Annotated in this window: 13 protein-coding genes and 1 pseudogene; 12 read left to right on the forward strand and 2 right to left on the reverse strand. The window is 67.8% G+C overall.

Annotated features, from left to right (window positions below; genetic code table 11):
- The first annotated feature begins 170 nt into the window (after positions 1-170).
- A complete protein-coding gene (locus tag ACXMYJ_RS13675) occupies positions 171-440 on the forward strand; it encodes a WhiB family transcriptional regulator (protein ID WP_260757989.1) in 270 nt (89 codons plus the stop codon).
- 32 nt (positions 441-472) lie between these two features.
- Here the strand turns inward: ACXMYJ_RS13675 and ACXMYJ_RS13680 are convergent, their stop codons facing one another.
- The gene (locus tag ACXMYJ_RS13680) at positions 473-895 is read right to left on the reverse strand and encodes a metallopeptidase family protein (RefSeq protein WP_260757990.1); all 423 of its coding nucleotides are present in this window, start codon (positions 893-895) and stop codon (positions 473-475) included.
- 131 nt (positions 896-1,026) lie between these two features.
- On the opposite strand from ACXMYJ_RS13680, the gene ACXMYJ_RS13685 reads away from it, so the two are divergent.
- From ACXMYJ_RS13685 to manA, 4 genes are all read left to right on the forward strand, one after another.
- On the forward strand, positions 1,027-1,446 hold the full coding sequence (locus tag ACXMYJ_RS13685; RefSeq protein ID WP_260757711.1) for a DUF3499 domain-containing protein: 420 nt from the start codon (positions 1,027-1,029) through the stop codon (positions 1,444-1,446).
- Between the two features lie 100 nt (positions 1,447-1,546).
- The gene (locus ACXMYJ_RS13690) at positions 1,547-2,944 is read left to right on the forward strand and encodes a phosphomannomutase/phosphoglucomutase (RefSeq protein WP_460356863.1); all 1,398 of its coding nucleotides are present in this window, start codon (positions 1,547-1,549) and stop codon (positions 2,942-2,944) included.
- A complete protein-coding gene (locus tag ACXMYJ_RS13695) occupies positions 2,941-4,053 on the forward strand; it encodes a TobH protein (protein WP_260757713.1) in 1,113 nt (370 codons plus the stop codon). Before ACXMYJ_RS13690 ends, ACXMYJ_RS13695 begins: the two co-directional genes overlap by 4 nt.
- A 5-nt stretch (positions 4,054-4,058) precedes the next feature.
- Positions 4,059-5,282 (forward strand): mannose-6-phosphate isomerase, class I, encoded by a 1,224-nt coding sequence (manA, locus tag ACXMYJ_RS13700; RefSeq protein WP_260757714.1) that lies wholly within the window; start codon positions 4,059-4,061, stop codon positions 5,280-5,282.
- Here the strand turns inward: manA and ACXMYJ_RS13705 are convergent.
- Positions 5,227-6,602: pseudogene (locus ACXMYJ_RS13705) on the reverse strand (FAD-dependent oxidoreductase). The gene manA and the pseudogene ACXMYJ_RS13705 sit on opposite strands and share 56 nt — an antisense overlap.
- Before the next feature lie 57 nt (positions 6,603-6,659).
- Between ACXMYJ_RS13705 and ACXMYJ_RS13710 the strand changes: the two are divergent.
- The 7 genes from ACXMYJ_RS13710 to ACXMYJ_RS13740 all read left to right on the forward strand — a co-directional run bounded on the left by ACXMYJ_RS13710 (position 6,660) and on the right by ACXMYJ_RS13740 (position 13,084).
- Positions 6,660-8,147: an APC family permease gene (locus ACXMYJ_RS13710; RefSeq protein ID WP_260757715.1), complete on the forward strand. Its 1,488-nt coding sequence runs from the start codon at positions 6,660-6,662 to the stop codon at positions 8,145-8,147.
- Positions 8,148-8,590: 443 nt separating this feature from the next.
- Entirely contained in the window at positions 8,591-9,757 is a 1,167-nt protein-coding gene (locus ACXMYJ_RS13715; RefSeq protein WP_460356896.1) for an alkane 1-monooxygenase, read from the forward strand.
- A complete protein-coding gene (locus tag ACXMYJ_RS13720) occupies positions 9,754-9,915 on the forward strand; it encodes a rubredoxin (protein ID WP_260757716.1) in 162 nt (53 codons plus the stop codon). The genes ACXMYJ_RS13715 and ACXMYJ_RS13720 overlap by 4 nt, the downstream gene beginning before the upstream one ends.
- Positions 9,916-9,950: 35 nt before the next feature.
- Positions 9,951-10,130, forward strand: a complete 180-nt coding sequence (locus tag ACXMYJ_RS13725) for a rubredoxin (RefSeq protein ID WP_003929438.1) — start codon at positions 9,951-9,953, stop codon at positions 10,128-10,130.
- Positions 10,131-10,224: 94 nt separating this feature from the next.
- Positions 10,225-10,872, forward strand: coding sequence for a TetR family transcriptional regulator AlkX (gene alkX / locus ACXMYJ_RS13730; protein WP_260757717.1), 648 nt, complete (start codon positions 10,225-10,227; stop codon positions 10,870-10,872).
- 252 nt (positions 10,873-11,124) lie between these two features.
- A complete protein-coding gene (gene ahcY, locus ACXMYJ_RS13735; RefSeq protein ID WP_260757718.1) occupies positions 11,125-12,591 on the forward strand; it encodes an adenosylhomocysteinase in 1,467 nt (488 codons plus the stop codon).
- A gap of 1 nt (position 12,592) precedes the next feature.
- Entirely contained in the window at positions 12,593-13,084 is a 492-nt protein-coding gene (locus ACXMYJ_RS13740) for a hypothetical protein (RefSeq protein WP_460356869.1), read from the forward strand.
- Positions 13,085-13,118 lie beyond the last annotated feature (34 nt).

Here is a 13,118-nt window from a genome sequence, read left to right on the forward strand (position 1 = left end):
GCATATACGGATCTACGAGACCTGTGGAGGAGGGGAACATGGCATTTGAACAGGCCGATTTCGGTGATTTGATTCGGTTCGACAACAGGCTCCTCGGCTCGGTGGGAAGTGCGCCGCACATCCAGACCGGACCGACACCGAGCGGAGCCAACGGGCGGCCGCAGCTGAGTCTGGTGCCCGATCATTCGGATTTCTTCAGCGAAGACTCCGAGCTGCCTGAAGAGGATCAGTGGCAGGAGCGCGCCCTGTGCGCCCAGACCGATCCCGAGGCGTTCTTCCCGGAGAAGGGCGGCTCCACCCGCGAAGCCAAGCGCATCTGCCAGGGCTGCGAGGTCAAGGACGCGTGCCTGGAGTACGCACTGGCCAACGACGAGCGCTTCGGTATCTGGGGCGGTCTGTCCGAGCGTGAGCGCCGGCGCCTCAAGCGCGGCATCATCTGATCTTCGAGCGCGCCCCGCGCGTTCACCCGCCGTCAGCCGTCGTCCAGGGTCGGGTCGATGACGGACGGTTCCACCCCCAGGTAGGTGGCGACCTGCGCCACCAGCAATTCATGCAGCAGCTCGGTCAGCTCGTCGGTGTCTTTAGCCCGACGCTCGATCGGCTTGCGGAACAACACAATTCGGGCGCGAGTGGAGTTACCTCGGACGTCCACCCCCGCAGGGATCAGCCGGGCCAGCGCGATCGGGCCGTCGGCTACCACCTCCGGTGGCCACTGCACACTGTCAGGATCTTTCGGCGCGATGCGCGGGATTTCGTCGACCGCCACGTCGAGCGTCGACACTCGGTCATGCCAGCGCCGCTCGATCGGCTCGTAGGCCTCCAGCACCGCCATGTCGAAGCGTTCGGCGCGGCTGCGCCACCCCGGAACGGTCGGGGGTAGCAACGGCCCGCGCATCTCCCGGCCCCGCCGCGACCCGCGATGAAGGCGCCTCGTCACGAAAAAGATCGTAACGGTTGGGCTTCGGCCGCCCGGCGGCTGCGCGTGTCCGCCGCAACCCGGACGACGTCGCAGGATAACCTTCCGCTGTGAATGTTCCCCGTCGCTGCTGCCGGCCTGGGTGCCCGCACTATGCGGTCGCGACGCTCACCTTCGTCTATTCGGACTCGACTGCTGTCGTCGGCCCGCTGGCCACCGTGTCCGAACCGCACTCGTGGGATCTGTGCGTCCTGCATGCCGGCCGGATCACCGCGCCCCGTGGCTGGGAGCTGGTCCGTCATGCCGGGCCGCTGCCGTCGCATCCCGACGACGACGATCTGGTGGCGTTGGCAGACGCGGTCCGAGAAGGCCGTGAGGCGACCGCGCCCGCCGCGGGCTTCACCCACGGGTTCAGCGACCCGGTCAGCGGTGTGCACGGGGGCGCGCTGATGGCCCCGCCTGCCCGGCGCCCCGAGACCAACGGACGCCGGCGCGGCCACCTGCGCGTACTGCCGGATCCAACGGACTAGGCCCTACCGCGAGGGCGATTCATCCGTGGGTGAGTCGCCGTGAGGAACGCCCGCGACGGCTAGGCTGATCACTACCAGTCTCTTCGTCCCAAGGAGCTCCATGTCTCGTCCCGCCGCGGCGGTGCAACGCGTCATCAAGGCCTATGACGTGCGTGGACTCGTGGGCGAGGAAATCGACGAGAGTTTCGTGCGCGACGTGGGGGCGGCGTTCGCGCGGCTGGTCCGTGACGGCGACACCCGACCGGCGACACAGATCGTCATCGGTCACGACATGCGGGACAGCTCCCCGGCGCTGGCCGAGGCCTTCGCCGACGGCGTCACCGCGCAGGGCCTCGACGTCGTGCGCATCGGCCTGGCCTCGACCGACCAGTTGTACTTCGCGTCGGGTCTGCTGGACTGCCCGGGCGCGATGTTCACCGCCAGCCATAACCCCGCCGCCTACAACGGCATCAAGCTGTGCCGCGCCGGCGCCAAGCCCGTCGGCAAGGACACCGGTCTGACCACGATCAGCGACGAGGTGATCGCCGGGGTGCCAGCACATGACGGTCCCCGGGGCGCCGTGTCCGACCGTGACGTGCTCGCCGACTACGGCGAGTTCCTGCGGTCGCTCGTCGACATCGCCGCGGCGCGCCCGCTGCACGTGGCCGTCGACGCCGGCAACGGTATGGCCGGCCACACCACTCCGGCGGTGCTGGGCCCGATTTCGTCGGTGAAGGTCTCGCCGCTGTACTTCGACCTCGACGGCACTTTCCCCAATCACGAGGCCAACCCGCTGGACCCGGCCAACCTGGTCGATCTGCAGCAGTACGTGCGCGACACCGGAGCCGATATCGGGCTGGCGTTCGACGGCGACGCCGACCGGTGCTTCGTCGTCGACGAGACCGGGCGGGCCGTGTCGCCGTCGGCGGTCACCGCGCTGGTGGCCGCCCGCGAGCTGCAGCGCGAGATCGGCGCGACGATCATCCACAACCTGATCACCTCCCGCGCCGTGCCCGAGCTGGTGGCCGAGCGCGGCGGCACCCCGGTGCGGTCCCGGGTCGGCCACTCCTACATCAAGGGCCTGATGGCCGAGACAGGCGCGATCTTCGGTGGCGAACACTCCGCGCACTACTACTTCCGCGACTTCTGGGGCGCCGACTCCGGCATGCTGGCCGCGCTGCACGTGCTCGCCGCGCTCGGGGAACAGGACCGCCCGCTGTCGGAGATGATGGCCGACTACCAGCGTTACGAGGCATCCGGCGAGATCAACTACACCGTTGCCGACGCACCCGCGGTCGTCGACGCGGTGCTGGAGGCATTCGGCAACCGCGTTCACGCTCTCGATCACCTCGACGGAGTCACCGTCGATCTCGGCGACGGCCGCTGGTTCAACCTGCGGATGTCGAACACGGAGCCGTTGCTGCGGCTCAACGTCGAAGCCCGCAGCACCGAGGAGGTCACCGAGCTCGTCGACGAGATCGCCAGCTACATCACCTCGGGCGCCGAGGATTCCACGTGAACGCGAGCCCGCTCTCGGCTGCCGGCGTCGATCTCGACGACGCCGAGGCTCTGCTGGCCGCGGATCGGGTGGGCTTGCTGCGGGCGGCGTCGATGGCCGGTGCGCAGGTGCGCGCCACCGCCGCCGCGCTCGAGGAGGGCGACCTCGAGGCGGTGCGCTCCGACTCGCCGCCGCGCACGATCGTGTGGGTCGCCGGCCGCGGCAACGCCGAGATCGCGGGCTCACTGCTCGCCGCGCTGCTCGGTGGGTCGGTCGGCGCACCGCTGGTCATCGCCTCTGAGGCGCCGCCCTGGATCGGCGCCCTCGACGTGCTGATCGTCGCCGGCGACGATCCCGGCGACCCGGTGCTGGCGTCGGCGGCCGCGACCGCGGTGCGGCGTGGCACCCGGGTGATCGTGGTGGCGCCTTATGAGGGACCGCTGCGGGACGCGACCGCGGGACGTTCGGTGGCCCTGCCGCCCCGGCTCCCGATTCCCGACGACTTCACCTTCTCCCGGTATCTGGCCGCCGGGCTGGCCGCGCTGCAGGTGACCATCCCGGGCTTCTCGATCGACCTCGGCGCACTCGCCGACGAGCTCGACGCCGAAGCGTTCCGAAACAGCGCCGGCCGTGAGGTTTTCACCAATCCGGCCAAGAGCCTGACCTCCCGGATGGTCGACCGCGAGGTCGTGTTCGCCGGTGACTCCGCGGCGACGGTGGCGCTGGCCCGCCACGCCTCCGCGGTGATGCTGAGCGTCGGGCATCAGAGCGTGGCCGCAGTGGAGTTGAGCGGTGCGTTGGCCGCCATCGGATCCGGGTGGGGCCGGACCGGCGGTCGGGAGGTGTCGATCTTCCACGACGAGGAGATCGACGGACCGGCCTCGCAACGTACCTGTACATTCGTGCTGACCACCGACGCTGAACGTCCGGCGCTGTCAGCGCGGCTGAGGGGGTTCGACGACGTTCACGTCGTCAACGCCGATGACGTGCCCGACGTCGCGGCAACAGGGGGGGACAGCGAGCCGGGCTCAGCCACGATGCCCGGATCCACGAGTCCCGAACAACAATTGGCGCTGTTGGCAGTCCGCTTCGAGATGGCGGCGGTCTACCAGCGGCTGGTTCGAGGTTGAGACGAGTGCATCTGCTCAAAGGCGCGGTGCGGACCTACGCATGGGGTTCGCGAACCGCAATCGCCGAATTCGTCGGCGCGCCCAGTCCTACGGCGCATCCCGAGGCCGAACTGTGGTTCGGCGCGCACCCGGGAGACCCCGCCTACCTGCAGACCGACGACGGAGACCGGTCTCTGCTCGACGCGCTGCGCGCCGATCCGGAAGGGGAGCTCGGCGCCGCGGTGCGCGGCCGGTTCGGGGACACATTGCCATTCCTGGTGAAGGTGCTCGCCGCCGACGAGCCGCTGTCGCTGCAGGCGCACCCCAGCACCGAGCAGGCCGTCGAGGGGTTTGCCCGGGAGGAGCGGCTGGGCATCCCGATCTCGGCGCCCAACCGCAACTACCGCGACCGCAGCCACAAACCCGAGATCATCGTCGCGCTCAGCCAATTCGAGGCGCTGGCCGGCTTCCGCCCCGCCGCGCAATCGGTGAAGCTCATGCAGGCGCTCGGGGTGGCCGACCTCGACCCGTTCGTCAGCCTGCTGCACGGTCAGCGCGACGAGGACGGCCTGCGGGCGCTGTTCACCACCTGGATCACCTTCCCGCAGCCCGACCTGGACGTGCTGGTGCCCGCGGTGATCGACGGAGCGATCAGCTATGTGCGTTCCGGGGCAACGGAGTTCGCCCGTGAAGCCAGAACCGTTCTGGAGCTCGGGGAGCGCTACCCCGGGGACGCGGGGGTGCTGGCGTCGATGCTGCTGAACCGGCTGTCACTGGCGCCGGGGGAGGCGCTGTACCTGCCCGCCGGCAACCTGCACGCCTACCTGCACGGCATCGGTGTCGAGGTGATGGCCAACTCCGACAACGTGCTTCGCGGAGGCCTGACCCCCAAACACGTCGACGTGCCCGAGCTGTTACGGGTGCTGGACTTCACCCCGGCCGAGGACGTGCTCGTCGAGCGCGAGACCCACCGCGACGGAGCCGAGATCGTCTACCCGACACCGGCGCCCGAGTTCTCGGTGTCGGTGCTGCGCCTGGACGACGAGTTGGGGCACGAGGTCGACGCGCCCAACCGCCACGAAGGACCGCAGATCCTGCTGTGCACCGAAGGGGCGGTCACGGTACACGCCAAGTCGAACGCCGTGGTGCTGAAGAAGGGCGCGGCCGCGTGGGTGTCAGCCGACGACGGGCCGATCAGGCTGTGCGCCCACGAGCCCACCTGGCTGTTCCGGACGACCGTCGGGATCTAGCCCGCTGCTGGGCCGTCCACAACCGCATGTTGTGCGCGATGGTGCGCCCGATCAGCCGCGGCGACGGCACCATGTAGAGGCTGTCGAGCAGGCTGAATCGACGCAGAAACCATTCGGCCAGAACGGGATCCGTCTCGGCCGCACCGAGGAACTGATCGAAGAGACCGCCCACGGGACGATACCACCACGGCATCGGCCCGTGCGCGCCGTGCATGGTCAGATCCCCGATGGCGTTCATCGTCCACACCGGATAGGTGGTCTTGGCCGTCGCGGTGAAAAAGGCGCGCCGCGGGTCCGGCGCCGGCAGCGCGCGGCGTAGGTGACCGGCCTGCAACGACGTCATCGTCATCCCCTGGCCGAACGTCGGATTGAAGCTCGCCACCGCGTCACCGAACGGCAGGATGCCCGCGGGGAACCGGTCCAGCTTGTCGTAGCGGCGCCACCGGCTGGTCGGATACTTGTGCACCGCCACCTCGCCCAGCGGTTCGCCGCGGCGCACCGCACCACTGAGATGCGCGGGCAGCACCTCGTCGGCCAGAGCGCACATCCCGTCGAAGTCGTTGGGCGGCTGCACCTTCGCGACTCCGAACGTGGTCAGACCCCAGGTCCCGTCCTCGTAGAACAGCATGCCCAGGCCACGCGGCTGATCGCGGGACGCGCCGGCCACCACCACCTTCTCGGCGATCAGGCCGTCGGGGATACGCAACTGATGCGTGGCGTAGCTGATCCCGACGTCCACCGTGTCTTCAGGCGGGCGGTCGAAACCCCACTGCTGCAACCAGACCGGAAGGCGCGTACCGCGGCCGGTGGCGTCGATGACGAGATCGGCGTCGACCGTCTCGCCGCCGGCCAGTCGCACCCCGGTGACCCGGCATCCGTCGAACACCGGTTCGTCGACACCGCCGTTGCAGACGGTCACGTTGGCGATCGCCGCGGTGCGCCGCCGGATCTGCCACTCCAGGTGTGCCCGGCTCGGCACATAGGCGGTGAACTCGTCCTGCAGGCGGTGCTGGGTGCCGAGCACGTGGCCGGCCGCGCCGAAGTGGATGCAATCAGGCCGGTTCTCCAAGATCGGCACCCCCCAGCGACCATGTCGGCGAGCAACCCCGGGAACAGCGACTCGAACTCCTGCGCGCCGCGGGCCATCAACAGATGCACGTGACGGCTCTGCGGCACCGCCTGCCGGTGCGCCGGTACATCCGGCAGCGAGTCGCGTTCGTACACGGTGACACGGTCGAAGGCCTCGGAGAGCACCCGCGCCGAACACAGTCCGCCGAGGCTTGCCCCGATCACGATCGCGTGTTTGGCGGTCTGAGTCATTGAAATTCACGGTAATGGGTAGATTCCGCTGAAGCGATGACGAAAGAAGGACGATCGATGGTGCAGGAGTCGGACTCGCAAACGGTCAGCAGACGGCGGACCAAGTCGGTGGAGCAGTCGATCGCCGACACCGACGAACCGGACACCAAGCTCCGCAAGGAGCTGACCTGGTGGGATCTGACCGTCTTCGGGGTGTCGGTGGTGATCGGCGCCGGCATCTTCACCATCACCGCGTCCACGGCGGCCAACATCACCGGTCCGGCGATCTCGCTGTCGTTCATCTTCGCCGCGATCGCGTGCGGGCTCGCCGCGCTGTGCTACGCCGAGTTCGCGTCCACGGTGCCGGTCGCGGGCAGCGCCTACACGTTCTCCTATGCGACGTTCGGGGAGTTCGTCGCGTGGATCATCGGCTGGGACTTGATCCTGGAGTTCGCCGTCGCGGCCGCCGTCGTCGCCAAGGGATGGTCCAGCTATCTGGGCACGGTCTTCAACTTCTCCGGCGGAACCACGGAAGTGGCTGGTTTCGAACTGGATTGGGGAGCGCTGGTGATCATCGCGCTCGTCACGATGATCCTGGCGATGGGCACCAAACTGTCGGCCGGCGTCAGCCTGGCCATCACCGCGGTCAAGGTGTCGGTGGTGCTGCTGGTGGTGATCGTCGGCGCGTTCTACATCAAGGCGGAGAACTTCAGCCCGTTCGTGCCGTCACCCGAAGCCGGCGGCGAGGGCGGTTCGGGGACCGAGCAGTCGCTGTTCTCGCTGCTGACCGGCGCCGAGGGCAGCCACTACGGCTGGTACGGCGTGCTGGCCGGCGCATCAATCGTGTTCTTCGCGTTCATCGGCTTCGACATCGTGGCCACCACCGCCGAAGAGACCAAGATGCCCCAGCGCGACGTCCCGCGCGGCATCCTCGCCTCCCTGGGGATCGTCACCGTGCTCTACGTCGCGGTCGCAGTGGTGTTGACCGGAATGGTCAGCTACCGCGATCTGCGTGAGGCCGAAACCCAGAACCTGGCCACCGCGTTCTCGCTGAACGGCGTGGACTGGGCCGCCAAGGTGATCTCGATCGGCGCGCTGGCCGGATTGACGACCGTGGTCATCGTGCTGGTGCTCGGGCAGACCCGGGTGCTGTTCGCCATGTCGCGTGACGGGCTGCTGCCGCGTCAGCTGGCCAAGACCGGCGAGCACGGCACGCCGGTGCGGATCACGCTCATCGTGGGCGCGGTCGTCGCGGTGACGGCGACCGTCTTCCCGATCGGCAAGCTGGAGGAGATGGTCAACATCGGCACGCTGTTCGCGTTCGTGCTGGTGTCGGCCGGCGTGATCGTGTTGCGGCGCTCGCGGCCGGACCTCAAGCGCGGGTTCCGCACGCCGTGGGTGCCGCTGCTGCCGATCCTGTCGATCATCGCGTGCGTCTGGTTGATGCTGAACCTGACCGGGCTGACGTGGATCCGCTTCCTGATCTGGATGGCCATCGGCGTGGTCGTGTACTTCCTCTACGGGCGCAGGCATTCGCTGCTCGGGAAGCGCAACCTGACGAACTGACCGAGGTCTCGGCATTCGCATCACTGTTGGCACCGTCATCGCGACGGTGCGTGTCTGCGGGGTGCTGACCGGCGTGTCGCGCTAGTCGGCGCACGCTCGCGGCGTCGCGGCGGCAGAGAACACCAGGCCGCGCCGTGCAGCTCTGGCATCGATGTGTGTGCGATTGGCACCCGCTTTGCGGCACGACTGCAGTCCCCGCCCACCCACGAGCGTGCGCTTCGTTCGCCTCGGAACGGCGTGTCGCGCTGCAGACTCGCACGCTCGCGCCTGGAGGGACTGCTTTACAAAGTGTGGGTCTGTGTCTAGACAGGCGACAAAAGTGGCTCTATAGTCAACCTCGAAGGGTGACCGCACTCACAGCAAGGAGGCAACGGGTGACCGCACCAGAGGTGTCTGAAGTCGAGGTGGAGCAGTGGCGCGACAAAAAGCGCTACCTGTGGCTGATGGGGCTGATCGCTCCGACGGCGTTGTTCGTGATGGTCCCGGTGATCTGGGCGCTGAACCAGATGGGCTGGCACGCCGCCGCGCAGGTGCCCCTGTGGATCGGCCCGATCCTGCTCTACGTGCTCCTGCCGGCGCTCGACCGCTTCTTCGGGCCGGACGGTCAGAACCCGCCCGACGAGGTGATGGAGCGGCTGGAGAACGACAAGTACTACCGCTACTGCACCTACATCTACATCCCGTTCCAGTACGCCAGCGTGATCTTCGGCGCGTACCTGTTCACCGCGTCGGACCTGAGCTGGCTGGGCTTCGACGGCGGGCTGAGCTGGTTCGCCAAGATCGGACTGGCGCTGTCGGTCGGTCTGCTGGGTGGTGTCGGTATCAACACCGCGCACGAAATGGGTCACAAGAAAGACTCTTTGGAGCGCTGGCTGGCCAAGATCACGCTCGCGCAGACGTTCTACGGCCACTTCTACATCGAGCACAACCGTGGCCACCACGTCCGCGTCGCCACCCCCGAGGACCCCGCGTCGGCTCGGTTCGGTGAGACGTTCTGGGAGTTCTTGCCGCGCAGCGTGTTCGGCAGCCTGAAGTCGTCGTGGGAGCTGGAGGCCAAGCGCCTGGAACGCACCGGCAAGAGCACGTGGCACTGGTCCAACGACGTGCTCAATGCGTGGGCGATGTCGCTGGTGTTCTACGGCGTGCTGATCGCGGTGTTCGGCTGGGCGCTGGTTCCCTACATCCTGATCTCGGCGGTGTTCGGGTTCACGCTGCTGGAGACCGTGAACTACCTGGAGCACTACGGACTGCTCCGGCAGAAGACCGCGAGCGGCCGTTACGAGCGCTGCGTGCCGTCGCACAGCTGGAACTCCGACCACATCGTCACCAACCTGTTCCTGTACCACCTGCAGCGGCACAGCGACCATCACGCCAACCCGACCCGTCGCTACCAGACGCTGCGCAGCATGGACGGCGCCCCCAACCTGCCCAGCGGGTACGCGTCGATGATCGGTCTGACGTACTTCCCGCCGTTGTGGCGCAGAGTGATGGACCACCGTGTGCTCGCCCACTACGACGGCGACATCACTCGGGTGAACATCCATCCACGGGTGCGGGACAAGGTGCTGGCCCGGTACGGCGCCGGCGACGAGCATCGGTACCAGGCGTGAGCGTCTACCGCTGCCCTGGCTGCGACTACGTCTACGACGAGGCCAAAGGTGAACCGCGCGAAGGGTTTCCGGCGGGCACCCGATGGGACGAAGTGCCCGACGAATGGTGCTGCCCCGACTGCGCGGTGCGCGAGAAGGTTGATTTCGAACCGGTGTGAACAACATCGAGAAAGCGATAGTGAGAGGAAGAGCCATGGACTACAAGCTGTTCGTGTGCGTGCAATGCGGATTCGAGTACGACGAGGCCAAGGGTTGGCCCGAGGACGGCATCGCCCCGGGCACCCGCTGGGACGACATCCCCGACGACTGGAGCTGCCCGGACTGCGGCGCGGCGAAGTCGGATTTCGACATGGTCGAGGTCGCCCGGCCGTGAACACGCCGTCATCCTCCGCGAGCGTGCGGATTCGTCAGCGCCGCGCCGTGCGCAGCGCCGCAGACACGCACGCTCGCGGAGAGGGCGGCAGAGCATGACGGCGGGAACCGTTATTGTCGCGCGTGTGAGCAGCCCCGCCGACAAGCGCGTCACCTATGCCGAGGCCTCGCGGGTGCTGCTGCGGGACTCGATCCTCGACGGAATGCGCGAGCTGCTGCTCACCCGCGACTGGTCCCACATCACGCTCTCCGACGTCGCCAAGGCCGCCGGCATCAGCCGGCAGACCATCTACAACGAGTTCGGCTCGCGGCAGGGCCTGGCCCAGGGGTACGCGATGCGGCTGGCCGACCGGCTCGTCGACCAGATCCACGGCGCCATCGGCAATAACGTGGGCGACGTCTACGCCGCGTTCCTGCAGGGCTTCCGCGACTTCTTCGCCGAGTCGGCCGCCGACCCGCTGGTGATCTCGCTGCTCACCGGGACTTCGAAGCCCGACCTGCTGCAACTGATCACCACCGACAGCGCGCCGATCATCAACCACTGCTCGTCGCGGCTGGCGGAATCGTTCATGACCAGCTGGGTGCGCAGCAGCTCCGAAGACGCCGGGGTGCTGGCCAGGGCCATCGTCCGGCTGGCGATGAGCTACATCTCGATGCCCCCGGAATCCGACCACGACGTCGCCCGCGACCTGGCCCGGCTGATGACGCCGTTCGCCGAGCGATACGGGGTCGTCGAGCCCTGAAATGCGTGGTCGTGACCCGGCAACCCTGCGGAGCGGGATGTGGGTCGTCGCGCCCGGAGAGTGCGTCGTCACGGACGGCCATGACCAGGCAACGGACCCGAGGCGCTACGGTGTCATAGACGCCCCTGGCCGGCAGAGCGCCGAAGCGCCTGTCCCGCGAGCCCGCAGGCCGGGGTTGTTCGCATGGGTGCCGCCGCTGCGCGCGCGCCCGTGCGCTCACAGGCAATTGACGAAACACAAAAGGGGCTCTACATGACTGCTCTGACCGCCGATGTCCGCAACGGGATCGACTACAAGGTCGCCGACCTGTCGCTGGCAGATTTCGGGCGCAAAGAGATCCGCCTCGCCGAGCACGAGATGCCCGGCCTGATGGCGCTTCGCCAGGAGTACGCCGAGGTCCAGCCGCTCAAGGGGGCACGGATCTCCGGCTCGCTACACATGACCGTGCAGACCGCCGTACTGATCGAGACGCTGACCTCGCTCGGCGCTGAAGTGCGATGGGCGAGCTGCAACATCTTCTCCACCCAGGACCACGCCGCCGCCGCCGTCGTCGTCGGCCCGCACGGCACCCCCGAGGAGCCCAAGGGCACCCCGGTCTTCGCCTGGAAGGGCGAGACGCTCGAGGAGTACTGGTGGGCCGCCGAGCAGATGCTCACCTGGGAGGGCGAGCCGGCGAACATGATTCTCGACGACGGCGGCGACGCCACCATGCTGGTGCTGCGCGGCGCCCAGTTCGAGAAGGCCGGCGTCGTGCCAACCCTTGAGGACGATGACATTGAAGCCTCTGCCGAGTACAAGGTGTTCCTGAACCTGCTGCGCGAGCGGTTCGAGACCGACAAGGACAAGTGGACCAAGATCGCCGAGTCGGTCAAGGGCGTCACCGAGGAGACCACCACCGGCGTGCTGCGCCTGTACCAGTTCGCCGCCGCCGGCGAACTGGCCTTCCCGGCGATCAACGTCAACGACTCGGTCACCAAGAGCAAGTTCGACAACAAGTACGGCACCCGGCACTCGCTGATCGACGGCATCAACCGCGGCACCGACGTGCTCATCGGCGGTAAGAAGGTCCTGATCTGCGGCTACGGCGACGTGGGCAAGGGCTGCGCCGAGTCGCTGGCCGGCCAGGGTGCCCGCGTCGCGGTCACCGAGATCGACCCGATCAACGCGCTGCAGGCCCTGATGGACGGCTTCGACGTCGTCACCGTCGAGCAGGGCATCAGCGAGGCCGACATCGTCATCACCTCCACCGGCAACAAGGACATCATCACCCTCGACCACATGAAGGCGATGAAGAACCAGGCCATCCTCGGCAACATCGGCCACTTCGACAACGAGATCGACATGGCCGCGCTGGAGCGTTCGGGCGCCACCCGGATCAACATCAAGCCGCAGGTCGACCAGTGGGTCTTCGACAACGGCAACTCGATCATCGTGCTGTCCGAGGGCCGGCTGCTCAACCTGGGCAACGCCACCGGCCACCCGTCGTTCGTGATGAGCAACAGCTTCTCGAACCAGGTGATCGCCCAGATCGAGCTGTGGACCAAGAACGACGAGTACGACAACGAGGTCTACCGCCTGGCCAAGCACCTCGACGAGAAGGTCGCGCGCATCCACGTCGAGGCACTCGGTGGCACGCTGACCAAGCTCACCAAGGAGCAGGCCGAGTACATCGGTGTCGACGTCGAGGGCCCGTACAAGCCGGAGCACTACCGCTACTGACGTGGCACGACTGCTGAGCGCGGTGACCCTCGGCGTTGTGCTGGCCCTGGCGGCATGTCAGGGCCAGCCCGCCGAGGAGGCCGCCGAGCCCGAGGTCACCTCGACACGGTCCGCCCCGGAAGTGCGGCACGACACCGAGGAGCTGGCCACGACGTTCCCAGCCCTCGGCGCGCCGGTGTCGGCGTCGTGGATCCGATGGGACAACAGCGGCGCCACCGAGCCGACCCGCCTGTCACTGACGTGGATCGACGCCGTCGTGCAGGTCACGCCCGAAACCATGACGGGGTTGGTCGGGAAGTACGACGCCGAGGACGTCGGCAACCGGCCGGCGGCGCAGAAGGTCCTCGAACCCGCACTGCCGCCCGGACCGTTCCTTACCGGCGTGGAGTTGAACATCTTCTTCGGCGGTCCGCGCAGGAGCACCCGAGTGTTCCTCGACCCGCCAGTGAACACCGTGGTGCTGCAGTCGAGTGTGGCCAGCTCCGCCAAGTGAGCGATGCAGGCGTGGGAAGCCCACCTCGACCGGT

The organism is Mycobacterium sp. ZZG, from assembly GCF_054786995.1.